The organism is Pseudomonas sp. ef1, assembly GCF_007293365.2.
GTDB lineage: Bacteria > Pseudomonadota > Gammaproteobacteria > Pseudomonadales > Pseudomonadaceae > Aquipseudomonas > Aquipseudomonas siliginis.
This window is the reverse complement of sequence record NZ_CM129815.1, coordinates 1,176,028-1,198,730: the sequence shown is the minus strand read 5'-3', so window position 1 is coordinate 1,198,730 and position 22,703 is coordinate 1,176,028. Positions and strand designations below refer to the sequence as shown.

The 22,703-nt window shown below is 60.4% G+C and carries 18 protein-coding genes; 6 read left to right on the top strand and 12 right to left on the bottom strand.

Features of this window, described 5'->3' with window-relative positions; translation table 11 throughout:
• The first annotated feature begins 178 nt into the window (after nt 1–178).
• Both FEE99_RS05585 and FEE99_RS05580 read left to right on the top strand, forming a co-directional pair.
• Nucleotides 179–535 (top strand): DUF6124 family protein, encoded by a 357-nt coding sequence (locus FEE99_RS05585; protein ID WP_041477463.1) that lies wholly within the window; start codon nt 179–181, stop codon nt 533–535.
• Nucleotides 536–640: 105 nt separating this feature from the next.
• Nucleotides 641–1,270 (top strand): class I SAM-dependent methyltransferase, encoded by a 630-nt coding sequence (locus FEE99_RS05580; protein WP_041477462.1) that lies wholly within the window; start codon nt 641–643, stop codon nt 1,268–1,270.
• An 88-nt stretch (nt 1,271–1,358) separates the two neighbouring features.
• On the opposite strand, the gene FEE99_RS05575 is transcribed toward FEE99_RS05580, so the two are convergent.
• Genes FEE99_RS05575 through FEE99_RS05565 form a run of 3 tightly spaced genes read right to left on the bottom strand, consistent with a single transcriptional unit; the run spans nt 1,359 to nt 6,573 of the window.
• A complete protein-coding gene (locus tag FEE99_RS05575; protein WP_041477461.1) occupies nt 1,359–4,412 on the bottom strand; it encodes an efflux RND transporter permease subunit in 3,054 nt (1,017 codons plus the stop codon).
• Entirely contained in the window at nt 4,409–5,473 is a 1,065-nt protein-coding gene (locus tag FEE99_RS05570; RefSeq protein WP_041477460.1) for an efflux RND transporter periplasmic adaptor subunit, read from the bottom strand. The genes FEE99_RS05575 and FEE99_RS05570 overlap by 4 nt, the downstream gene beginning before the upstream one ends.
• Nucleotides 5,470–6,573, bottom strand: coding sequence for an efflux RND transporter periplasmic adaptor subunit (locus tag FEE99_RS05565; protein WP_041477459.1), 1,104 nt, complete (start codon nt 6,571–6,573; stop codon nt 5,470–5,472). Before FEE99_RS05565 ends, FEE99_RS05570 begins: the two co-directional genes overlap by 4 nt.
• 146 nt (nt 6,574–6,719) lie before the next feature.
• On the opposite strand from FEE99_RS05565, the gene FEE99_RS05560 reads away from it, so the two are divergent.
• Nucleotides 6,720–7,880, top strand: a complete 1,161-nt coding sequence (locus tag FEE99_RS05560) for an AAA family ATPase (protein WP_041477653.1) — start codon at nt 6,720–6,722, stop codon at nt 7,878–7,880.
• 476 nt (nt 7,881–8,356) lie between these two features.
• Here the strand turns inward: FEE99_RS05560 and FEE99_RS05555 are convergent, their stop codons facing one another.
• The 7 genes from FEE99_RS05555 to FEE99_RS05525 form a co-directional block, all read right to left on the bottom strand.
• The gene (locus tag FEE99_RS05555; protein WP_041477458.1) at nt 8,357–9,154 is read right to left on the bottom strand and encodes a MetQ/NlpA family ABC transporter substrate-binding protein; all 798 of its coding nucleotides are present in this window, start codon (nt 9,152–9,154) and stop codon (nt 8,357–8,359) included.
• Nucleotides 9,155–9,409: 255 nt separating this feature from the next.
• Nucleotides 9,410–10,330 carry a sigma 54-interacting transcriptional regulator gene (locus FEE99_RS05550; RefSeq protein ID WP_041477457.1) on the bottom strand — a complete coding sequence of 307 codons (921 nt, stop codon included), beginning with the start codon at nt 10,328–10,330 and terminating at the stop codon, nt 9,410–9,412.
• 51 nt (nt 10,331–10,381) lie between these two features.
• Complete coding sequence (locus FEE99_RS05545) at nt 10,382–10,963, bottom strand: alpha/beta hydrolase (protein ID WP_041477456.1); 582 nt, start codon at nt 10,961–10,963, stop codon at nt 10,382–10,384.
• 363 nt (nt 10,964–11,326) lie between these two features.
• Nucleotides 11,327–11,728, bottom strand: coding sequence for an ExbD/TolR family protein (locus FEE99_RS05540; protein WP_041477455.1), 402 nt, complete (start codon nt 11,726–11,728; stop codon nt 11,327–11,329).
• A gap of 1 nt (nt 11,729) precedes the next feature.
• A complete protein-coding gene (locus FEE99_RS05535; protein ID WP_041477454.1) occupies nt 11,730–12,455 on the bottom strand; it encodes a MotA/TolQ/ExbB proton channel family protein in 726 nt (241 codons plus the stop codon).
• 45 nt (nt 12,456–12,500) lie between these two features.
• The gene (locus tag FEE99_RS05530; RefSeq protein WP_041477453.1) at nt 12,501–13,310 is read right to left on the bottom strand and encodes an energy transducer TonB; all 810 of its coding nucleotides are present in this window, start codon (nt 13,308–13,310) and stop codon (nt 12,501–12,503) included.
• Between the two features lie 410 nt (nt 13,311–13,720).
• Nucleotides 13,721–16,081 carry a TonB-dependent receptor gene (locus FEE99_RS05525; protein WP_041477452.1) on the bottom strand — a complete coding sequence of 787 codons (2,361 nt, stop codon included), beginning with the start codon at nt 16,079–16,081 and terminating at the stop codon, nt 13,721–13,723.
• A gap of 165 nt (nt 16,082–16,246) precedes the next feature.
• Here FEE99_RS05525 and FEE99_RS05520 point away from each other — a divergent pair, with 165 nt between their 5' ends.
• Together FEE99_RS05520 and FEE99_RS05515 are read left to right on the top strand one after the other, a co-directional pair.
• Nucleotides 16,247–17,191: a LysR family transcriptional regulator gene (locus tag FEE99_RS05520; RefSeq protein WP_041477451.1), complete on the top strand. Its 945-nt coding sequence runs from the start codon at nt 16,247–16,249 to the stop codon at nt 17,189–17,191.
• A gap of 214 nt (nt 17,192–17,405) precedes the next feature.
• Nucleotides 17,406–19,022 carry an alkaline phosphatase family protein gene (locus tag FEE99_RS05515; protein WP_041477450.1) on the top strand — a complete coding sequence of 539 codons (1,617 nt, stop codon included), beginning with the start codon at nt 17,406–17,408 and terminating at the stop codon, nt 19,020–19,022.
• A 197-nt stretch (nt 19,023–19,219) separates the two neighbouring features.
• Here FEE99_RS05515 and FEE99_RS05510 read toward each other — a convergent pair whose 3' ends face one another.
• Nucleotides 19,220–20,128, bottom strand: coding sequence for a TauD/TfdA dioxygenase family protein (locus FEE99_RS05510; protein ID WP_041477449.1), 909 nt, complete (start codon nt 20,126–20,128; stop codon nt 19,220–19,222).
• A 182-nt stretch (nt 20,129–20,310) separates the two neighbouring features.
• On the opposite strand from FEE99_RS05510, the gene FEE99_RS05505 reads away from it, so the two are divergent.
• Nucleotides 20,311–21,231: a LysR family transcriptional regulator gene (locus FEE99_RS05505; protein ID WP_041477448.1), complete on the top strand. Its 921-nt coding sequence runs from the start codon at nt 20,311–20,313 to the stop codon at nt 21,229–21,231.
• Between the two features lie 130 nt (nt 21,232–21,361).
• On the opposite strand, the gene FEE99_RS05500 is transcribed toward FEE99_RS05505, so the two are convergent.
• Nucleotides 21,362–22,375, bottom strand: a complete 1,014-nt coding sequence (locus FEE99_RS05500; protein WP_041477447.1) for an ABC transporter substrate-binding protein — start codon at nt 22,373–22,375, stop codon at nt 21,362–21,364.
• Between the last annotated feature and the right edge of the window lie 328 nt (nt 22,376–22,703).

Here is a 22,703-nt window from a genome sequence, read left to right as displayed (position 1 = left end):
GATTCCTAGAATAATTTGCCCGCTTGTACCCGAAATATCCTGTAGCTAATCTCCGGTCGTCACTGTTTTGCGGTGACTGGATTCAGTTGTCCGGCCGGCAACTGATCCGCGTGCAGCCGCCGTCCTGCTCGTTTAGTCGCGAAATGGTTGGCTCCCACTTGAAGTCAGGAGTTTACCCATGGAAAAAAATCTTGCCGATCCGCCACTCAGCCTTACCTCAAGCAAGCGGTTCACCGAGGATTTGCTCAAGGATCGCTCTGCACTGTGCCGCGCCGTCGACTCGCATCTGGCCGGCAATCAGGTCACGTTGGCGGGACAGAAACGCGTTTACAGCATCAGCGAAGATGTGACGCTGGAGGACGCCCAACTGTATGTTGCCGATCTGCTGCGCTGCGCCTCGGTGACCGTCCATCAATGCGGTGACCAGCTCGGGGGCGCGGATCGGGCCATGGTGTTTTCGGTCTGGCATCTGCTGGAAATGGCCAAGGCGATGATGGACCGCTCGATCGATTGTCTGGGAGCGAAGCAGCACTGAAGCCTGGCACCCATTGCCGCCTGCACTGGCCCCAGCGCAGGCGGCGTTTTTTTGCCGGTGAAAAGGCTTATAGTCCGCCCTCACACCGCCAATACAGCATCGATCATGAAGCAAACGCCCAGCGACCTCGAACAGATCACCGCCACCACCCTTGGACACTACAACTCGGTGGCCGAGGATTTCCGAGAAGGCACTCGCGACCACGATGTCAGCCAGAACATCGAGGCCTTGCTGCGCCACATTCACGGTGAAGCACCTTTCACGATTCTCGATTTCGGCTGCGGGCCGGGGCGGGATTTGCAAACCTTCACGCGCATGGGCCACGTCGCGATCGGCCTTGATGGCTCACAGGAATTCGCGCGCATGGCCCGCGAGGACAGCGGTTGCGAAGTCTGGCAGCAGGACTTTCTCAAGCTTGATCTGCCGGCCGAGCGCTTCGACGGCATTTTCGCCAACGCCGTGCTGTTTCATGTGCCGCTGCAGGTGTTGCCGCAAGTGCTACGGCAACTGCGCGGCACCTTGAAACCGGGTGGCGTGCTGTTCAGTTCCAATCCGCGTGGCGACAACCAAGAGGGCTGGAACGGGCCGCGCTACGGCTCGTATCACGATCTCGAGGCCTGGCGCGGGTTGCTGACGGCGGCGGGGTTTGTGGAGCTGGAGCATTATTACCGGCCCGCCGGGTTACCGCGTGAGCAGCAGCCTTGGCTGGCGAGCGTGTGGCGTCGAGTTGATTGAAGATCAAAAGATCGCAGCCTTCGGCAGCTCCTACGTTGGAATGCGTTTCCCTGTAGGTGCTGCGAAGGCTGCGATTTTTGCTTTTGCTTCAGGAAGATTTTTTTTCAGGTTCGCGAATCTTGTACCAGGCCACATACAGCGCCGGCAGGAACAGCAGCGTCAGCAGCGTCGCCACGACAATCCCGCCGATCATTGCGTAGGCCATCGGTCCCCAGAAAACTTCGCGGGCGATCGGGATCATGCCCATGCTCGCTGCCGCTGCGGTGAGCAGGATCGGCCGGCGCCGGTGTTCGGTGGCTTCGACCACTGCGTCCCACGGCGCATAGCCTTTCTGCTCGAACTCATCGATCTGCGTCACCAGAATCACCGAGTTGCGGATGATGATGCCGATCAGCGCGAGAATCCCCAGGATCGCCACGAAGCCCATCGGCGTGCCGGTCGGCACCAGCGCCAGGACCACGCCGATCAACCCCAGCGGCGCCACACTGGCGACCAGGAACATCTTCTGCACGCTGTGCAACTGGATCATCAGGAACGTTGCCATGAGGAACAGCATCAGCGGCAGCACCTTGGCAATCGGCCCTTGGGCCTTGCCGCTTTCCTCGACCGTACCGCCGGTGGCGACCTTGTAGCCGACCGGCAGTTTCGAGGCAAAAGCATCGATCGACGGCTTGAGCAGTTTCACCAGATCGGTCGGCTGAATCTCGTCGCGCACCGAGGCCTTGATGGTAATGGTCGGCAAGCGGTCGCGACGCCAGACCAGCGGTTGTTCCAGTTCATAGCGCACGGTGGCGAACGCCAGCAGCGGAATCGAGGTGCCGCTCGGCGTGACGATCTGCAGGTTCTGCAGGGTTTCCGGGGTACCGCGCTCGGAATCCACCGCGCGACCGACCACGTTGATCAGGTAGATATCGTCATCGACCTGGGTCAACGGTGAGCCGCTGACAATGCTGTTCATCAGGTTGGCGACGTCTTCGGACGACAGCCCGAGTTGCCGCGCCTTGTCCTGGGCAATATCGATGCGCAGGACTTTGCCGGGCTCGTTCCAGTCGTAAATGATCTCGCCGATGTGCGGGTTCTTGTCCAGTTCGGTGGCCAGATCGATGGCGTGTTTGCGCACCTGATCGACGTCTTTGCCGCTGACTCGATACTGAATCGGACGCCCCACCGGCGGGCCCATTTCCAGAGCCTGCACGTAGCTGCCGATGCCGACGAAGTCTTTGTGCAGGCGCTCACGCAAGCGCTGGCTGAGTGCCTCGCGGGCTTCGAAATCCTTGCTGACGATCACCAGCTGCGCGTAGTACGGGTTCTGCAATTGCTGATCCAGCGGCAGGTAGAAACGGATCGCGCCCTGACCGATGTAAGTGCTCCAGCGCACGATGTCCGGGTCGCCCTTGAGCGTCGCTTCGAGCTTGTCCACCGCTTTGCGGGTTTCGTCGATGGAGGCGTTTTGCGGCAGGTTCAGGTCGACCAGAATTTCCGGGCGGTCGGAAGCGGGGAAGAACTGGTTCTGCACGAAACGCATGCAGAACACCGCCAGCACGAACAGCAGCACGGTGACGCCGATCGCCCACCAGCGATTGCGCATGGCCCACAACAGACCACCGTTGAACGCCCGGCCGACGCGACCCGGCTCGGCATCGTGGGCCTTCACCTTGTCGCTGAGGATGTGCACGCCGATCACTGGTGCGAAGAACACCGCCACCACCCACGAGACGATCATCGCCACGGCAATCACCGCGAACAGCGTGAACGTATATTCACCCGCCGAACTGGCGTTGAGGCCGATGGGCACAAAACCGGCGACGGTCACCAGCGTACCGGTGAGCATCGGGAATGCCGTCGAGGTGTAGGCGAACGTCGCCGCCTGCTCCTTGCTCTCGCCCATTTCCAGGCGCGTGACCATCATTTCCACGGTGATCATCGCGTCGTCCACCAGCAGACCGAGGGCAATGATCAGCGCGCCGAGGGAAATCCGCTGCATGGTGATGCCGCTGTATTCCATGAACACAAAGACCATCGCCAGCACCAGCGGAATCGAGCAGGCCACCACCAGACCGGCGCGCACGCCGAGGCTGATGAAGCTCACCACCAGCACGATGATGACCGCTTCGAACAGCGCGCTGGTGAAACCGCCGACGGCCTCTTCCACCACCACCGCCTGATCGGAAACGGTGTGCACGCCGACGCCGACCGGCAAATCTGCGGTGAGCTGGTCGATGCGCTCATGCAGCGCTTTACCGAATTCCTGAACGTTGCCGCCCTTCTGCATGGCAATCGCCAGGCCGATCGCCGGTTTGCCGTCGAAGCGGAATTCCGGTGTCGCCGGATCAACGTAGCCACGGCTGATCTCGGCGATGTCGGCCAGACGATAGAAGCGATCGTTGAGCTTGAGATTGACCTCGGCCAGATCTTTCTCCGACTCGAACTGGCCCGAGGTGCGCACGGAAATCCGCTCAGGCCCCGCCTCGATCACCCCGGCCGGAGTCACTGCGTTCTGCGATTGCAGGCTCTGCACCACCTGGCGCTGGTCGATACCTAACGCGGCAAGTTTGCGCGTGGAGAAGTTCAGGTAAATCGTTTCGTCCTGCTGGCCGACCATTTCGATCTTGCCCAGCCCCGGCACGTTGCGGATCTCGGCCCGCGCCTGTTCCACGTAATCGCGCAACTGGCGCATGGTCAGGCCGTCGGCGGTGAAGGCGTAGACCGAGCCGTACACGTCACCGAACTCATCGTTGAACCCCGGCCCCTGAATGCCCTGGGGAAACTGGCCGCGAATGTCGTCGATCTTCTTGCGCACCTGGTACCAGATTTGCGGAATGTCCTCAGCGCTGGTGGTGTCGCGCAGGTACACGTACACCGTCGATTCGCCGGGGCGGGTGTAGCTTTTCACGTAATCGAGGGAATCGAGCTCTTCGAGTTTTTTCTCGATGCGGTCGGTGACCTGCTTGAGGGTTTCTTCCTGGGTCGCGCCCGGCCATTTGGTCTGGATCACCATGGTCTTGATGGTGAATGACGGGTCTTCTTCGCGGCCGAGATTGAAGTACGAGAACACTCCCATCAGCAGCCCGACGAACATCAGGTACCAGACGAATGACTGGTGCTTCAAGGCCCATTCGGAGAGGTTGAAAGAGCCTTTCATTGACTGTCCTCGTCAAGTTTTACCGATTGTCCGGGTTTGAGACTGTTGACGCCGGCGCTGACCACGCGCTCGCCGTTTTGCACGCCACCGGCCAGCACCACGCTGTTGTCGCCACGGCTGACCACGCTGACGTCGCGCGGGTTGACGGTTTTGTTCTGCGTGTCGATCACCCAGATCCGGGTTTTACCGTCGGCTTCCTGCAACGCCGTCACCGGCAGTTCGATGCGCGGCTTGATCGCCGAGCTGAGGGTCACGCTGATCGCGGTGCCGAGGCGGAAACCGTCCGGCGTATCCGACAGGGTCAGGCGCGCGCGGCGGGTGCGCGTGGCGCTTTGCGCCTGGGGTTCGATCTCGCGGATGATCGCCGTGGTGTTGATGCTCGGGTCGAGTTGCGCGGCCACCGAGAACACCACGTCGCTGGGCAACTGATCGACCAGCGTATCGGGCAGATCGATCACCGCTTCCTTGATGTCCGGTTGCGCCAGCGTCACCACCTGTTGGCCGGCAGTTACTACTTGCCCGGCTTCGGCGTTCCACGCGGTGACCACGGCTTTGTGATCGGAGCGCAGCTCGGTGTAGCTCAGTTGATCCTTGCTCTGGCTGACCGCCGCGCGGGCCTGATCGAGCGAGGCCTGAGTGGTTTTCAGATCGGTATTGGCGACGTCCAGTTGCGCCTGCGCACCGACGCCGCGATCAAACAGCGCTTGCTGACGACGTGCATTGGCCTGGGCGTTGATCAGTTGCGCCTGGATTCTCGCCAGATCGCCCTGGGCCGAGCGCAACTGGTTCTGCTGGTCGGACGGATCGAGGGTGGCGAGCAAGGTGCCCTTCTGCACCTCGGCGCCGACATCGACGTTGCGGCTGGCGATGCGTCCACCGACGCGGAAACCGGTGTTGCTCTCGTAGCGCGCCTGAATGCTCCCGGCAAAGCGTCCGAGGCTTTCTTCGTTGAGCGCTTTGACCGTGACCGACAGCACCGGACGTACCGGTTCCGGCGGGGTTTCCTTTTCCGAGCAGGCGCCCAGCAGCAGCGCCATGCACAACAGTCCGAGGCGCTTCATGGCTGCGCTCCCGGTTGCAGATCCTTGTAGGTGTTTTCGGCAATCTCGACTTTCATGCCGGGGTGCAGCAACTGGCCGCCGGCGACAATGACTTTCTCGCCGCCCTTGAGACCTTCGCTGATGATCACTTTGCCGGTCAGGTAGCGACCGACCGTGACCGTGTGCAACTGCGCTTCACCCTTGTCATCGACCAGCCATACCGCCGGGTCGCTGACGTTTTTTGTCAGCGCCGACCAGGGCAGTTCCACCGCCGATTTGCCGGTGCCTTTTGCGGTGGCGCTGACCACAGAACCGAGTTGCATGCCCGGCGGCAGCTTGTCGAGGCTGACCTTGACCTGCACGGTGCCCGATTGCGCCGACACCGACGGCGTGATTTCACGCACGGTGCCGGTGGTCTTGATCTCGGGATTGTCGAGCAGGCTGACCACGATCGAGCGATCGGACGGACGCTCGGCCAGCAGCGATTCGTAGACATTGAACACCGCGTCGCGGTCGCCATCGCGGGCGAGGCTGAAAATCGGCGCGGTGGCCTGCACTACCTGGCCGACTTCGGCCTGGCGCTCGGTGATCACCCCGGGTGCATCGGCGATCAGCGCAGTGTAGCCGAGCTGGTCCTTGGCGTTGGCCAGCTGCGCCTGCGCCGCGCTCAATGCGCTCTGACTGCTGCGCAGCGCGGCTTGTGCCGAATCGTATTCGCTCTGGCTGGTGTAGCCCTTGGGCAGGAGTTTTTGCTGACGCACGAAAGCGGCTGCCGCTTGCTTCACGCGGGCCTGTTCGGCGACGACCTGGGCCTGAGCAGAATCGACGTTGGTCTGCAGATCCTTCGGATCGAGTTTGGCCAGCACCTGTTTGGCCGTGACGCGGTCGCCGACATCGACCATGCGCTGGATGATCTTGCCGCCGACGCGAAATGACAGCTGGGTCTGCACCCGCGCCTGCACATCACCGGTAAGGGTCACCGCTGCGGCGTAGTTGGCCGGTTCGACCTCTTGCACAAAGACCCGTGGCAAGTATTCCTCAGCAGGCTTCTTGTCGCCGCAAGCGGTGAGCAACGCCATGGCGCTCACGGCCATCAGCACTTTCAATCCGGGACCCGCCATGCACACTCCTTGGCCTTAAATGCTGCTGTCGAGACGATACGACTTCAGAGCTTAGAACAGGGTTCCACGGTTGCGGACGCCAACACCAGATTTATCTCATTAAAGGTATGCTGCGCGCGTATCGCAGTGACCCGGAGAAGGATTTCATGCTCAACACCCTGGCGGTGGCCAATTACCGCTCGATCAACAAACTGGTGATTCCGCTCGGGCGCCTGAACCTGATTACCGGGCCTAACGGCAGCGGCAAGTCCAACCTCTACCGCGCCTTGCGCCTGCTGGCGGAAACCGCCCAGGGCGGTGTGGTCAATGCACTGGCGCGTGAGGGCGGGCTGGAATCGACGTTCTGGGCCGGGCCGGAAACCATCAGCCGACGCATGCGCAACGGTGAAGTGGCGATCGAGCCGACGGTGCGCCAAGGCGTGAAAAGGTTGCGCTTGGGATTCGCCGGCGAGGATTTCAGTTACGCCATCGGCCTGGGCCTGCCGGAGCCGAGCACTTCATGCTTTTCCCTCGACCCGGAAATCAAGCGTGAGTGCATCTGGGCCGGCCCGGTGTTTCGCCCGGCAAGCCTGCTGGTCGACCGCAACGGCCCGATGATCCGCGCCCGCGAAGGTCGCGCCTGGGATGTGCTGGCGCAACACACGCCGAACTTCGACAGTCTGTTCGATCAGGTCGGCAATCTGCGCAGCTCGCCGGAAGTGTTCCAGATGCGCGAATTCATCCGGCGCTGGCGCTTTTATGATCACTTTCGCAGCGATGCCGACGCGCCGGTTCGGCAGCCGCAACTGGGCACGCGCACACCCGTGCTGCACCACGACGGCCGTGATCTGGCGGCAGCCTTGCAGACCATTATCGAGATTGGCGATCCGCAAGCATTGAGCGCGGCGATCAGCGATGCGTTTCCCGGCGCGCGGCTGAATATCGCACTGTTGGCCGGTGGCCGTTTCGCTATCGAGTTTTATCAGGAAGGCTTGTTGCGACCGCTGTCAGCGGCAGAACTGTCGGACGGCACTTTGCGTTATCTGCTGCTGATCGCCGCCCTGCTGACCCCGCGACCGCCATCGCTGATGGTGCTCAACGAACCGGAAACCAGCCTGCACCCGGACTTGCTGCCGGCGCTGGCACGGCTGATCATTCGCGCTTCGGAGCAGTGTCAGGTGTGGGTCGTATCCCATGCACGGCGTTTGATCTCGGCGTTGCAGGAAGACCCGGAATGCAATTGCATCGTGCTGGAAAAGACGCTGGGGCAAACCGGGATCGTCGGGCAGCGGGTGCTGGATGAGCCGGCGTGGCATTGGCCGGATTGAGCGGTGACGGCACAATCGCTTGCTTAAAACAATGTTCTGCGGGTTTGCCGGGAAGGAATAAGACGGCTATTTTTCCTTGCGCTGTAGGACGGATCTTTTTTTCAGGAAAGACCTCCAAGGACCCACAGCTTTTGGCCAGACTCTCCGGCCCATCCACCACAAGGAAGAACAACATGGACGTAAAAGTGCCGCAGCGGCTGGATCCGCAGGACATCGTGAAATTGCTCAGGGCGTTGCGCCGGGCGTTGAATACGCAGGTGGCCTGAGCCTTTGATCGTTCCCACGCGCAGCAAAGGAATGCAGCCCGGGACGCTCCGCGTCCCATTAAGAGCCGAACGCGGAGCGTCCGATGAGGCATTCCCACGCAGAGCGTGGGAACGATCCTTTCAACGGCTTGAAACGCACACACAAAAACGCCGATGACCATCACTGGCCATCGGCGTTTTCACGTCTGAAGCGGATTCACTCAAGTCAGATCAGAACGCCGGCAATACCGCGCCGCTGTACTTCTTCTCGATGAACGCTTTGACTTCCGGGCTGGTCAGGGCCTTGGCCAGTTTCTGGATCGCATCGCTGTTCTTGTTGTCCTCACGGGCCACCAGGAAGTTCACGTATGGCGAGTCAGCGCCTTCGATCACCAGCGCATCTTTCTGCGGGTTGAGCTTGGCTTCCAGCGCGTAGTTGGTGTTGATCATGTCCAGATCAACTTCTTTCAGAACGCGCGGCAGCAGGGCCGATTCCAGTTCCTTGAACTTGAAGTTGTGCGGGTTCTTGGCGATGTCTTTTGGCGTTGCCAAAGCGTTTTTCGGATCTTTCAGTTCGATCAGGCCGGCCTTTTGCAGCAGGATCAGGGCGCGGCCGCTGTTGCTGCCTTCGTTAGGGATGGCGATGGTGGCGCCGTCCGGCAGTTCAGCCAGGGTCTTGTACTTGCTCGAGTAACCACCGAACGGCTCAACGTGGACGCCCTGAACGGTCACCAGGTACTTGGATTTGTCATCCTTGTATTTGCCCTGGTTGAAGCTGTCCAGATACGGCTTGGTCTGGAAGTAGTTGGCGTCCAGACGCTTCTCGCCAACCTGTACGTTCGGCTGCACGTAGTCGGTGAAGACCTTGATTTCCAGATCGACGCCTTCTTTGGCCAGGGTCGGTTTGATCAGCTCAAGGATTTCAGCGTGGGGCACCGGCGTTGCGGCAACCACCAGTTTCTCGCCGGCGTTGGCGAAAGAAGCCGTCAGCGCAGCCGCCAATGCGGTAAACAACAGAACCTTTTTCATGCAGTGTCCTTATCGAAAATCACGGTCGTCATCGACGACGGCATTTAATACGTGTGCCAGTGAAGTGATATCGCTGGCGTGAGGCGGACAATACCCGGATTTTTTATTCCCGGACAATAACGTTTATTCAGCTTCATATTCCATTTTGTTCATACAGCTCTACCTCAACTGTAGGAGCTGCCGAAGGCTGCGATCTTTTGATTTTCAAGGCTTTGAGACAGCTGAAGATCAAAAGATCGCAGCGTGCCGCAGCTCCTACAGAAGTTTGGCGTCCGCCAGAAGTTGCTTGAGCGCGGCTTGGTCAGCGGGGGAGCCGGTGGTCAGGATCTGTTTGATCTGGCTTTCGATCTGCGTCAGCACCGGCGGCAGATTCAGATGTTCCGGCAGGATCTCGTCGCCGGTGCTGACCAGCAGGGCAAAGTGAATGACGTTTTCCAGTTCGCGAGTGTTGCCCGGCCAACTGTGTTGTTCGAGCACATGTTGCGCCGCTTCGCTGATCAGCGGTACGGGCAGGTCAAGACGCTGGCTGTAGATGCCAAGGAAATACTCGGCGAGCGAGAGAATGTCGCCGGTCCGCGCGCGCAACGCCGGCAGCTCCAGATGACCCTCGCTGAGATAGTGATAGAGACGCTCGTGGAATTTTCCCGCGTCCACGGCCTGGGCCAGATCGATGCTGGTCGCCGCCACCAGGCGCACATCCACGGGGCTCGGCTGATGCGCACCGACGCGGGTGACTTCGTGATTTTCCAGCGCTGCGAGCAGCTTGACCTGAATCGGCAGCGGCAAATCGCCGATCTCATCCAGGTACAAGGTGCCGCCGTTGGCCGAACCGAACCAGCCGGCGCGGCTGCTGGCCGAACCGCTGTAGCTGCCGGCGGCGTAGCCGAACAGTTCGGCGTCGGCGTAGGTCGGGCTGATCGCGCCGCAGTTCACCGAAACGAACAGACCGCTGCGGTCACTGGCGCGATGGATATGCCGGGCGAGCAGCTCTTTACCGGTGCCAGTCTCACCGCGAATCAACACTGAAATCGAACGCGGAGCCAACTGCTCCAATTCCTCGCGCAATTGCCGCGAGCGTGGGTCGACGAACACCAGGGCCTTGGCGCGAATGCTCAGAGGGCTTTTTTCCGCATCGGGAAAGGTCAGCAAGGGCTGACCGAAGGTTTCAAAACTCATGGCAGGCTCCCGCCCAAAACCGCCAGCCGACGGGGGCGTTGAAAAATTAGATCAGGCGCGACGGCGGGCGTGGTCTTCCAGGCGGTTTTGCAGGCGATAGAGATAGGCGAAACCCTGCTCCCAACGCTGATGCCCGGACTTGACGTTGATGTGCCCGGCACCGGCAAGAATCCCCGCCTCCGCCCCCCAGTTGCGTGCCAGTTCGAGCGCGCGCGGGGCACTGACGGCGGCGTCGTTGTCGGAGCTGACGACCTGACTGGGGAATGGCAACAGATCGGTCGGAATCGGTGCGAAGTTGCGCAGTGCCGGCGCACATGCAGGACGCTCGACATCGGCGGGCGCAACCAGCAACGCCCCGCGCACCTGACGCAGATATTGCAGCGGCGCAGTCGCCGCCCAGTGGGCAACGGTGATGCAGCCGAGGCTGTGAGCGATGAGGATCACTGGCGTGCTGTCGGCGGCAATCGCTTCGGCCAGCGCGGCGACCCAGTCCTCACGGCGCGGCGTCAGCCAATCGGCCTGTTCCACCCGTGCGCTGTTCGGCAGGCTGTTCTGCCAATGGCTTTGCCAATGATCTTCTGGCGATCCTTGCCAGCCCGGCACAATCAGGTAGCGGATTGATTCGTTGCGCATGGGGAAGCTCTCCTGCGTCGTGTCTGTTCCGGGTCGAGTATAGGGAGAGGAGTTATATTCGTTAAGGAATAAGAAGCTATTTATTAAGACCTGTATCGAATATGTGATCTGTGTAGGGCGTGAGATTCTTCCCCCTTACCCCAGCCCTCTCCCCCAAGGAGCGAGGGGGAAAGGGAGCTGATCTTCAGGCTCTTCAAATCTTGAGTTCGACTGGATTTCTCATATCGGTGTATAGCCGCCAGACAACCCGGTCAGTCCCCTCTCCCTCCGGGAGAGGGCTAGGGTGAGGGGCTTTTCAAAAACTGAACGCAAAAAAAGGGCCGCACCCTGCCAAGGAGACGGCCCCGAAAAAACGAAAATCTGTCACCGCGCGGTGATCACCGACAACTTGGTAATCCCCGCCCGTTCGATCGAAGCCATGGCACGCGCCACTTCGCCGTAATTCACCCCGTCATCGGCCTGCAATTGCACGCGCATCTCCGGGTCCTTGGCTTTGGCCGACTTGAGGTTGAATTCGAGCAAGTCGGGCTGAATCTCGTCCTTGTTGATAAACAGTTTGCCGACGCCGTCGATGCTCACCACCAGCGGATCCTTCTGCTCGACCGGCGCCACCGCTTCGGTCTTCGGCAGGTTGATCGGGATCGCGTTGGTCAGCAGCGGCGCGGTGACGATAAACATCACCAGCAGCACCAGCATCACGTCTACCAGCGGCGTCACGTTGATTTCGCTGAGCACCTCATCCGTGTCTTGCGTGGAGAAGGCCATATCAGGACGCCTCCTTCACTTTTGCCGCGTTGCCCGACGTTGCCACTTTGTGTGCGGTCGGGTGGATCAGCACGCGGAACGCGCTCTTCTGCGCCAGGCTGTAGAAGTCGTGGGCGAAGTCATCCAGATCCGCGGCGGTCAGTTTCAGCCTTCGCAAAAAATAGTTGTAAACCAGCACCGCCGGCACCGCGACGGCGATCCCCACGCCGGTCGCGACGAGTGCCGCACCGATCGGGCCGGCCACCGTTTCCAGGCTCGCCGAACCGGCGGCGCTGATGCCTTTCAAGGCCTCCATGATTCCCCACACCGTGCCAAACAGACCAATGAACGGCGAGGTGCTGCCGATACTCGCGACAACCGCCAGACCGGTTTCCAGCGAACGCCGTTCGCGGACGATCTGCTGGCGCAAGGCACGCTCGAGGCGATCCTGATGGTTGATCGCCTGGCTCAGATCATTCGCCTGCGGCGCCTCGCCCACCTGGATCGCTGCATAGCCAGCCTGCGCCACTCGCGCTGCGGCGCCGGGCTGGGTTTCGCTCAACTCTGCCGCGGCATCCAGACTCGACGCCGCCCAGAAACGTTTGTGAAAGCGCCGATCCTGCGCTTTCAGACGACCGAACTGCACAGCCTTGAGCAACGCCAGGCCCCAAGTGGCAACGGAAAAAACCACCAGCAGCCAGATCACCGCGCTTTCGATGGATTCCAGTGGAGATGCCAGTAACGTCATGATGTGTTCCCTCGTGTAAACATTTCGCGCGAATTTGGTTTCGGTTTAATGAATCTTGAAATCGATGGGCACGCTGACCCAGCCGTCCTGGGCGACATCACCCTGCTTGGCCGGGACGAAACTCCAGCGCTTGACGGCATTCAGCGCCGCATCGTCGAGCTGTTGCCGACCACTGCTTTTGGCAATCTGGATCTCGCCCGGTTTGCCGCTGGCCAACACATGCACCCGTAACAACACCGTGCCTTCCCAACCGCGCCGCTGGGCCAGCGACGGGTATTCCGGCGCCGGATTTTTCAGATACGCAGCGTTGGCTGAAGCCGGAGTAACAGGCGCCGGTGCCGGTGGCGCAGGAGGCGCTGGAGCGGCGACCGGGGCTGCGGGTTTCGCTGGCGCTGGCGGTTGCTCTACTGCCTTCGGCGCCGGTTTGGGCGGCGGTTTCACCACCGGTTTGGGTTTGGCGATCGGCTTGGGCGGCGGCGGTTTCACCGCCAACTCGTCCTCCACTGGCGGTGGCGGCTCGACCACGGGCGCCGGTGGTGGCGGCACCACAACCGGCGGCGCGGGCGGAGCCGGGCGTGAAAACTCGATGGTCATCGGCGGAATTTCCGGCGGTACCACCGGCAGCACCGGCGTCGGTTTCTGGCTGACCCAATAAATCACCGCACCGTGCACAATCAACGCGAGCACACCGAGCAGAAGGGTTTCGCGCCGACTCAAAATGCCCTTGGGCGCACGCTGCAAACGCAACTGCCCCAACGGCACCCGGTGCGGCCGGCCAAGATCGACCAGTTCGCCACTCGGCGTGTGCCGCCACAGCAATTCCCCTGCGCTGGCGGCGGTCTGGACATTGCCCATTGTTCAACTCCCTGCGGTCTCTTTCCGTTCTACGAGCCAAAGCGATCGACCCGCCATTCTTGAAGCCCCCACGGCGTAGTCGATGGGGCAATCATTGGCTGTGGACGCTTATCACCGAAAGTAATCTTTAACGTTATCCATAGGCCTTCAAGGAATATACAAATCGTCCGTTTTTACCGAAGCCGCGCACTACAAGGGCTGCAGCGATCTGCCATAAACGCCATGCTTTTACCGCATGAAAAGTATTCGGCTACGGCATCCGTTAACGCCTTAAAAGGCTGGTTTTGGTTCGCTGAATGCCGATGTTAGGCGCGATTGCCGCCGTCGCTGTCGATCAGCTGCGTCTGCTTGCCGGCGCCGCTGAGGATTGGTTGAACGGCCATGTCCAGGTCAGCGCCTTGAAAGCTCAATTAAAAGTCGTAGCGACCGGTAACGCCGAGGGTTCGCGGGGTGCCGAGCAGGCCTTCATAGCCGCCGTTGCCGCCGGTCCACAGAGTCGTGTAGTAGGTTTTGTCGAAGGCGTTTTTCAGCCACAGCGAGACATCCCACTGGCCCTGATTGAAATCGCCGCGCAGGCCGGTGGAAAGGTTGACCACCGCGTAACTGGGTATCTGCCCGTAATCGGAATCCTCGACCGTGCCCACCGCTTTGGAGCGAAACGCATAGCTGCCGGTGACGTAGGGTTCGAAGCCGTTATCCAGATTCCATTTGTATTCGCCGTTGGCGTTGCCGATCCATTTCGACGCGCCGACCACTTGATGGCCGCTGAGATCGCAGGAGGCCGGCGCACCCGGGGCCTGGCTGACCTCCGGCGGGCATGGCGCATCCTTGTACGAGAGGTAGCTGACGTCGTTATAGGAGCCGTTGAAATTCAGGGTCAGGCCACGCAGCGGCACCAAGGTGCTTTCGAACTCGATGCCGCGCGAGCGCACCGAGCCTGCGTTGGTCAGGTATTGCACGCGGTTGGCGGCGTCGTAGGCGTTGGTCTGGTAAGCGTTGACCTGGGTCCAGAACACGTTGGCGTTGAGTTGCAGGCGGCGATCCCACAGGGTGCTTTTGAAGCCGAGTTCGGCGTTGTTGGCGCGCTCGGTGCCGATCAATAACGAGTCGGCGCCAGCGGTAGGTGCGGAGCCGACCGCAAGGTTGACCCCGCCGGATTTCTCGCCGTGGGACAGCGTAGCGTAACCGAGCACATCGTCGGTGATGCGATAGCTCAGGTTGAGCAGTCCCGAGGGGCTGGAGCTGTACTGATTCAAGTCTCCGGAATCGTAGACGCCGGCACGCCCCCGACGCGCATTGGCTGCCGCACCCGCCACCGCCACGCCACCGAGCGGCGCGTTGCGGCTGACCGAGGCGTTTTTCTCCTCGTAGGTGCCACGCACCCCGGCGGTGAAATCCAGCCGCTCGCTCAGGTGCCAGGTGCCTTGGGCAAACAGGGCGAAACTGTCGGTCTTGATATGGCCGTTGCCGACGCTGCTGACGTTGGCCAGGGCGCCTGCCGGCGTGCCGTTCCAGATATCCGCTTGCGGGCCGTAATAGGCGAAGGATTTGTTGTCCAGGTCCGAGCCGAAATAGTAGGCGCCGACCACATAATCGAAGAACTCGCCCTTGGGAGAGGCCAGGCGAAATTCCTGCGAATACTGTTTGTCTTCCACCGACACGCCGGCGTTGTAACTGGCCGGCACGTTGAGGCCATCGTCATTGCGCGGGGTGAAATTCCAGAAACGATAAGAGCTGACCGACGTCAGGGTGAAGTCGCTCGGCAACGTCCAATTGGCTTCCACCGACGTGCCGCCCTGATGCACGGTGACGTGCTGGTCGTTATCGAGATTGACCTTGCGATGCCGGCCGTTGACCAGCGTCGCCCCGGCCGCGCTGGCCCGCGATTCATAAAGATTGACGCCGTTGATGGTCGGCCCGGTGTTGTACAGCACGCGGGTGCCGGCACTGGAATCTTCTTCGTTGTAATCGCCGATCCAGCGCAGATTGAAATTTTCATTGGGCTTGAACAACAGCTGCGCGCGGAAGCCCTCGCGGGAGCCGCCGTTGAGGTCGTGGCCGTCATATTCGTTCTTGATGTCGCCGTCACTGCGCGTGCGATAGGCGGAAAAACGTCCGGCCAACTCATCATTGAGCGGCCCGGAAATCGTGCCCTTGGTCTGGAAATAACCGTCCTCGCCGACCGATGTTTCGATGCTGCGCTCAGGCGTGAAACTGGGCGCGCGGGTGCTGATATTGATGACCCCGGCGGTGGTGTTCTTGCCGAACAGCGTGCCCTGCGGCCCGCGCAAGACCTCAAGCTGCTCGATATCCATCAAGTCGAACACTGCCATACCCGGACGGCCCAGATAAACGTTATCGATGTACAGGCCAACGCTGCCTTCCAGGCCATCACTGGCCGGGTTGTTACCGAGGCCACGGATCGACACGCTGGACTGCCGCGCATGCATGTAAGCGACGTTGACGCTGGGCACCAGTTGCTGCAAATCCTGAATCCGGTAAACCCGTTGCGTCTCCAGATTCTGCCCGCTGACCACGCTCATTGGCGTCGGCACGTCTTGCGAACTTTCTTCGCGGCGGCGCGTGGTGACGGTCACGGTTTCCAGCTGCGAACCGTTGGCCGCCGCTGTGTCTGCGGGGACGGGCGGAGGGGTTTCGGCTTCGGCGGCATAGCCGTGAGTCCAGCTGGCGCTGCCTGCCAGCAACAGCGCCAAAGGCAGGCGTTTGAGCCGTCGGGGAGATGGGGGTAACGCGAGATTCAACGGACTCATGGCGCGGCTCCTGGTCAAAAAACACACAGACATCTTCAGTGCTGCATATTCTTTTCAGTTATTTATTTATGGATTTACAAATATTTACTGCATAAGAGATTGCCTTTATAAGGAGTCGACCTAATGCATATCCAATGCATTTCCCGGATATTTTTTATGTGAAAAATGCATATCGACTTGCGCCAATTGCGTCACTTCATCGCTCTGGTTGAGCAACGCAGCTTTGTCGCTGGCGCGCAGGCGGTGAACCTGTCGCAGTCGGCATTCAGCCGCAGCATCCAAGCACTGGAACACAGCGTCGGCTGCCAGTTGGTCGACCGTGGGCGCAAGGAATTGCCGCCGACCAAACAGGGCCATGTGCTGCTCGAACATGCGCGGCGACTGGTCAGCGGTGCGCAGCAGATGGCCAATGAGATCAGCCAGTTCAATGGCCTCGAGGCCGGGGAATTGCGCTTTGGTTGCGGGCCGGCGCCAGCCGCCGGATTGATCCCGCGCGCGATCGGCGCATTCATCGGCCGCTACCCGAAGGCGCGCGTACAGTTTCTGGTCGATGACTGGCAGAGCCTGAGCAAACGCCTGCTCAGCGAAGAGTTCGAATTCTTCGTCGCCGATACCCGGCAATTCGAGGCCGATCCGGATTACCAGACCTACCGCTTGCGGGCACGCAAATGGCATTTCTGCTGCCGCGCCGGGCATCCACTGACGGCGTTTGAACGCATCACTGCCGAGCAATTGCTGAGTTATCCACTGGCCGTAAGCATTCGCCCGCCGAACCTGCGCAAGGTCATCGTCGACCTCAGCGGCCGCCCTGATTTCACCCCGAATGTGGAATGCGAAAACGGTTCGACGCTGTTGAGCGTGGTGCTGCGTTCGGAGGCGATCGGAATTGTCGGCGCGTATTCCGATGCGCTGCATCTGGCCAAGGGTGAGCTGGTCTGTTTGAAGATCGAAGGCCTGGCGGATGATCTGGAGGAGCTGTACACCCGCTATGGGATTGTCAGCCGCGCCGGGTATCGGTTGTCACCGTTAGCCGAAGCGATGATCGAGCAGATCAAAGAGATTGATCAGCATGATGAGGAGGTTTGTTCGCTGCAGAATCTCGCTGTCTGATCCACCGCTATCGCTGGCAAGCCAGCTCCCACATGGTTCACGCCGAGCACAAATAATGTGAACCCCCCATTACCTGTGGGAGCTGGCTTGCCGGCGATAGCGGCAGCGCAGGCACCAATGCATACCCTGCATAAAACTCATTCCCCAAATGCACTTGCCGAACACCCTCACCGACAGCGAAAACCCTCACCTGTCCCACTGACCGGTGAACTCCATGCCCACCCCATCCAACCCCGTGCGCAACGTGCTGTACATCATGTGCGATCAACTGCGCCGCGATTACCTGTCCTGCTACGGACACCCGCATCTGCATACACCGAATATCGATCGCCTCGCAGCTCAAGGGGTGCGTTTCAGCCGTGCCTACACCCAAGGCACGATCTGCGGCCCGTCGCGGATGTCGGCCTACACCGGGCGCTATGTGAGCAGCCATCAAGTTGCCTGGAACGCGGTGCCGTTGCCGCTGGATGAATTGACGATCGGCGATTACCTGCGACCTCACGGCATCCGCACCGCGCTGGTCGGCAAGACCCATGCGACGGCCAACGTCGACGCCTTGCAGCGGCTGGCGATCAACCCGCAAAGCGCGCAAGCCGAGTTGCTCAATGAGGTCGGCTTCGAACCCTACCTGCGCCACGACGGTATCTACCCCGACGATCCGTCATTCGACGACAAGCGCGAATCCGCGCCCTATACCCAATACCTGCGCGCGCAGGGCTTCGATGGCAAGAATCCCTGGCACGACTGGGCGAATGCCGCCGAAGGCGAGAACGGTGAAATCCTCAGCGGCTGGAAAATGCGTCATGCGAATTTGCCAGCACGAATTCCCGAGCAACACTCAGAGACTGTCTACACTACCAATCGCGCCATCGACTTCATCACCGAGCAAGGCGAGAAATCCTGGTGTTTACACCTCTCGTACATCAAACCGCATTGGCCCTACATCGTACCGACACCGTACCACGCCCTGTACAGTACGAAATCGATTCTCGAAGCGATCCGCGCGACGCTCTCCGAAGCCAGCAAACACCCCGTATACACAGCCTTTCGCCAACATGAGGAAAGCCGCAACTTCTCCCGCGATTCAGTACGATTGAATGTAATCCCCACCTACATGGGCCTGATCAAGCAAGTGGATGATCAGTTGGGGAGACTGTTCGATTTTCTACAGAGCAACGGGCGCTGGGATGACACGTTGATCGTGTTCACCAGCGATCACGGCGATTTCCTCGGCGATCATTGGCTCGGCGAGAAGGAGTTTTTGCTGGAGCAGGCGGTGGGTGTGCCGTTGATCGTGCGCGATCCTCGGGGGGCGGCGGATGTCACTCGCGGCACTGTCGATGAGCGCTTGGCAGAAACCATCGATGCGCTGCCGACATTTCTTCAAGCACTGGGATTGCCAGCAGCAGAGCATCGGCTTGAAGGGCGTTCATTGATCCCGTTGCTGCACGGGGAAAATCCCGATTGGCGCCGCTATGCAATCAGCGAATACGACTACGCCTTCCAGGCCCCGGCGCGGGAACGTCTCGGCCAGCCGATCGACCGTTGCCGCATGACCATGGTGCGCAGCGAGCGCTGGAAATACCTGGCGTACGACGGGTTTAGACCGCAGCTGTTTGATCTGTTGAATGATCCGCAGGAGCTGAATGATCTGGGTGAGGACCCGGCATACGCGGCGGTGCGCGAGGAGCATGCCGGATATCTGTTTGAGTGGATGAGGGGGTTGAAGCGGCGGACGACGATCAGCCATCCGGAGATCGATTTGCGCGGGCAGCGGTTTCGTTATGGCGAACCGGAAACCGAGAAGGTGGTTCAGATTGGTGTTTGGTAGCGGGAAGAGCCCCTCACCCTAACCCTCTCCCGGAGGGAGAGGGGACTGAATGGGGGATATTTCAGAGGTGCACCGACCTGATCCAGCTTCACCGAATCCATAATCGATAAGGTCTTTCAGGTCGATGCATAACGCGAGATAACTCGGTCGGCTCCCTCTCCCTCTGGGAGAGGGCTGGGGTGAGGGGCTCTTGATCTTCAATCACGACCTTTGATGGTCTGGCTGCGCTGCCCATTCACCCCCACCGGCACCTCGCCCTTGAGCGTCACCCGGCGCACCACGCGATCCTGGGTGCCGTAATCATCAATCGCGTAATGCTGCGTCGAGCGGTTGTCCCAGATCGCCACATCTCCAGCCTGCCAGCGCCAGCGCACGGTGTTTTCCTGGCGGATCACATGGCTCTGCAGCAAGCCGTACAGGTGTGCCGAATCGGCCTGTGAATAACCTTTGATGCGTTTGACGAAATGCCCCAGCAGCAAGCTCTTCTCGCCGCTGATCGGGTGCACGCGCACCACCGGGTGCTCGGTTTCGTAGACGGTCGAGGTGAAGACTTTGCGATAGCGCTCCAGCTTCTCTGCCGAGACGTCCGGCTTCGCCCCGGCGTAGTCGTACTCGTTGCTGTGCACAGCGGTCAGTTTGTCGGCCAGCTCACGCAGCTCGCTCGGCAAACCGCTGTAAGCGGTCGCGGTGTTGGCCCACAGCGTATCGCCGCCGAATGCCGGCGCAACCACCGAGCGCAGGATCGATGCTTTCGGATAGGCATCAACGAAGGTCACGTCGGTGTGCCAGGAATTGGCGCGCTGGCCCTCGGCGCCGTCCAGCTCCAGAAGGTAGCGAGTGCCTTCACGCACCGGCACGGTCGGGTGCGCCACCGGTTCGCCAAGCAGATGGGCAAAGGCTTCCTGACGCTGATCGTCGAGTTGCGTCTGCTCGCGGAAGAACAGCACTTTGTATTCGACCAAGGCTTGCTGGATGGCTTCGACAGTGGCGGCGTCCAGCTCACCGGACAGGTGAACGCCGCGGATTTCGGCACCGATACGACCGGCCACCGGGTGAATTTCCAGCGCGTGAGAAACGGGTTTTACAGCGAGTGCGGCATTGCTCATGGGAAGACCCTCATCGACGGCTTGCGGTTTTGACGGCAGCGAAACAACGCTCTATCTATATTCCATTTACATCTAATAGATAATCACATGCTTCGTTGACGGAATAAGAGCTTGCATTTAAAACCTCAAGCAACCCTCGTCGCAAATGCCTTCGAGCTATTTTTAGGATGCCGGAAAAGCATATGGATCTTCGCCAGTTGCGCTACTTCATCGCCCTTAACGAACACCGCAGTTTTGTCCGTGCGGCAGACGCCATGGGCATCACTCAACCGGCGTTCAGCCGCAGCATTCAGGGGCTGGAGCAGGAATTCGGTTGCGTGCTGGTCGATCGCGGCAACAAGGATCTGCGCCCTACGCCCGAAGGCCAGGTGGTGCTGCAACACGCCCTGAGCCTGGTGCAGGGCGCAGCTTTGCTCAGCGCCGAAGTGACGCAGATGACCAAGCTCGACGCTGGCGAAGTGCACTTCGGCTGCGGCCCGGCGCCGGCAGTGAAACTGGTGCCGGATGCGGTGGCGCAGTTCATCAATGCGCACCCGAAAGTGCGCACCTGTTTTCAAGTGGATAACTGGGAAAAACTCAGCCGTGCGCTGAGCCGCGAAGAGATCGAATTCTTCATCGCCGACATCCGCCATTTCGAGTCCGACCCGAATTTCCAGACGCAACCGCTGACGCCCAAGCGCGGCGTGTTTTTCTGCCGACCGGGGCATCCGTTGCTGGCCAAGGAAAGCCTGTCGACCAACGACATGTTCGACTACCCGCTGGCCGCCACACTGATCCCGCCGGGCATTCGCAAGCTGCTGGCGAACCTGAGCGGGCGCATCGATTTCTCGCCGACCATCGAGACCGAGCACTTTCCGGCACTGGTCAAAGTGGTGCTGCAATCCAATGCGATAGGTGTCGGTACCGAGGAGGCGTTTGCCGAGGATGTCGCCAAGGGCTCGCTGGTGCTGCTGCACTGGCGCAACCTGCCGCAGAACCTCGAAAGCATGAACGCCCGTTGCGGCATCGTCAGCCGCACCGGGTTTCGACTATCACCAGCAGCGAGGGCAATGATCGAGACGTTGATTGCGGTGGATCGGCAGGACGTCAGCGTCGCCGTCTGAAAACCTTCGTGGCACACGCCGATCATTCCCACGCTCTGCGTGGGAATGAATCCCGTGACGCTCTGCGTCACAAAGGACGCGGAGCGTCCTCGGCTGCATTCCCACGCGGAGCGTGGGAACGATCTGGAAGCTAAAGCCTGGCTGCAGAAAGCTCTGGCGCCACCCAATCACTGACCTTGAACGGCTTGCGGATCAGCTTCTGCTGCGCCGCCAGGTCGACCTTGTCTTGCAGGCCGCTCAAGAACACCGGATCCAGTGTCGACGGGAAAATCTCGCTGAGATTCTGATCCTTCAGATCCTGAGCAAGAATCACCGGCGGATAACTGGCCAGCCCTGATACCAGCTGCACATAGGCGTCCTTGTTGCTGTCCTGCGTCAGCCACTCGACCGCTTGCTGCTGCGCCTTGAGCAGTTTCGCAATGACCTCAGGATGGGCGTCGACAAACTTGCCATTACCCAGCAGCACCGCCTGCACGCTGCCAGCGCCGCCAAGGTCCTTGGTGTTGAGCGGCAATTCCGCCAGGCCTTTGGCTTGCAAGGCACTCAGCGCGGAGCTGCCCCACGAGGCATCGATCTGCTTGGCCGCGAGTGCCGAAACCGCCGCGTTGAAATCCAGATTGATGACCTTCAGATCCTTCTCGCTCAGGCCCTGACTGGCGAGCGCCGCATCGAGCGACAGCTGCGTCGCCGTCCCGCGAAAGATCGCCACGCGTTTGCCCTTGAGATCCTGCAAGGTCTTGATCCCCGAGCCGGGCACCACGCCGAGGTATTGCTTGACCCCACGCGCCGTCGCGCTGAGCAGGCGCGTGTCCAGACCGTTGGACTTGCCGATGATGGCGGCCAGATCACCGAGATAGGCCAGATCGACCTGCCCATTGGCAAACGCCTCATTGATCACCGGCCCGGCGCCCTTGAAGAAACTCCACTGGATCTTGATGCCCTGCTCGGCGAAGGCCTTTTCGAAGATCTGCTGATCGCGCAGCACATCGACGATGCCGCCGCCGCTGTGTTGAGTGCCGGCGCTGAGGTCGGGCACGGCGATGCGGATTTCCTTGAGTTCTTCGGCTTGGGCGCCAAGCGCAAGAAAGCCTGCAAGCGCCGGGGCGGCCAGCAGGCTGATGATTCGTTTGAAGGGAAGGTTCATGGGTGCGGCTCCTTGATCGCTGAGGAGCCGAAAGTAGGCCGGATGCACACCTTCACTTAAATACTATAAATGCACATTTTTATATCCATATGAGCTAAGCGAGGGCGTGTGCGGTTTGCAGCGCGATATGCATTAACAGCATCGAAAATATTCTTCGAATGCATTGGATGCGCGTAAGCAGGCAAGCCTTAAATGGATTCGCTTATCTCCCGATAGCATCTAACGCAACGCTGTTAGATCAGTTTCATATATGACGAAACCCAATGTGGGAGCGAGCCTGCTCGCGAAGAGGCCAATGCCAGCCGCCATCAATGCTGCCTTAAACAGC

Coding starts and splice junctions, on each gene's coding strand:
- FEE99_RS05555 (WP_041477458.1), bottom strand. CDS start 9,154: ATGAAAAAGGTTCTGTTGTTTACCGCATTGGCGGCTGCGCTGACGGCT.
- FEE99_RS05515 (WP_041477450.1), top strand. CDS start 17,406: ATGCCCACCCCATCCAACCCCGTGCGCAACGTGCTGTACATCATGTGC.
- FEE99_RS05525 (WP_041477452.1), bottom strand. CDS start 16,081: ATGAGTCCGTTGAATCTCGCGTTACCCCCATCTCCCCGACGGCTCAAA.
- FEE99_RS05580 (WP_041477462.1), top strand. CDS start 641: ATGAAGCAAACGCCCAGCGACCTCGAACAGATCACCGCCACCACCCTT.
- FEE99_RS05570 (WP_041477460.1), bottom strand. CDS start 5,473: ATGAAGCGCCTCGGACTGTTGTGCATGGCGCTGCTGCTGGGCGCCTGC.
- FEE99_RS05585 (WP_041477463.1), top strand. CDS start 179: ATGGAAAAAAATCTTGCCGATCCGCCACTCAGCCTTACCTCAAGCAAG.
- FEE99_RS05535 (WP_041477454.1), bottom strand. CDS start 12,455: ATGACGTTACTGGCATCTCCACTGGAATCCATCGAAAGCGCGGTGATC.
- FEE99_RS05530 (WP_041477453.1), bottom strand. CDS start 13,310: ATGGGCAATGTCCAGACCGCCGCCAGCGCAGGGGAATTGCTGTGGCGG.
- FEE99_RS05520 (WP_041477451.1), top strand. CDS start 16,247: ATGCATATCGACTTGCGCCAATTGCGTCACTTCATCGCTCTGGTTGAG.
- FEE99_RS05500 (WP_041477447.1), bottom strand. CDS start 22,375: ATGAACCTTCCCTTCAAACGAATCATCAGCCTGCTGGCCGCCCCGGCG.
- FEE99_RS05550 (WP_041477457.1), bottom strand. CDS start 10,330: ATGAGTTTTGAAACCTTCGGTCAGCCCTTGCTGACCTTTCCCGATGCG.
- FEE99_RS05565 (WP_041477459.1), bottom strand. CDS start 6,573: ATGGCGGGTCCCGGATTGAAAGTGCTGATGGCCGTGAGCGCCATGGCG.
- FEE99_RS05545 (WP_041477456.1), bottom strand. CDS start 10,963: ATGCGCAACGAATCAATCCGCTACCTGATTGTGCCGGGCTGGCAAGGA.
- FEE99_RS05510 (WP_041477449.1), bottom strand. CDS start 20,128: ATGAGCAATGCCGCACTCGCTGTAAAACCCGTTTCTCACGCGCTGGAA.
- FEE99_RS05505 (WP_041477448.1), top strand. CDS start 20,311: ATGGATCTTCGCCAGTTGCGCTACTTCATCGCCCTTAACGAACACCGC.
- FEE99_RS05540 (WP_041477455.1), bottom strand. CDS start 11,728: ATGGCCTTCTCCACGCAAGACACGGATGAGGTGCTCAGCGAAATCAAC.
- FEE99_RS05560 (WP_041477653.1), top strand. CDS start 6,720: ATGCTCAACACCCTGGCGGTGGCCAATTACCGCTCGATCAACAAACTG.
- FEE99_RS05575 (WP_041477461.1), bottom strand. CDS start 4,412: ATGAAAGGCTCTTTCAACCTCTCCGAATGGGCCTTGAAGCACCAGTCA.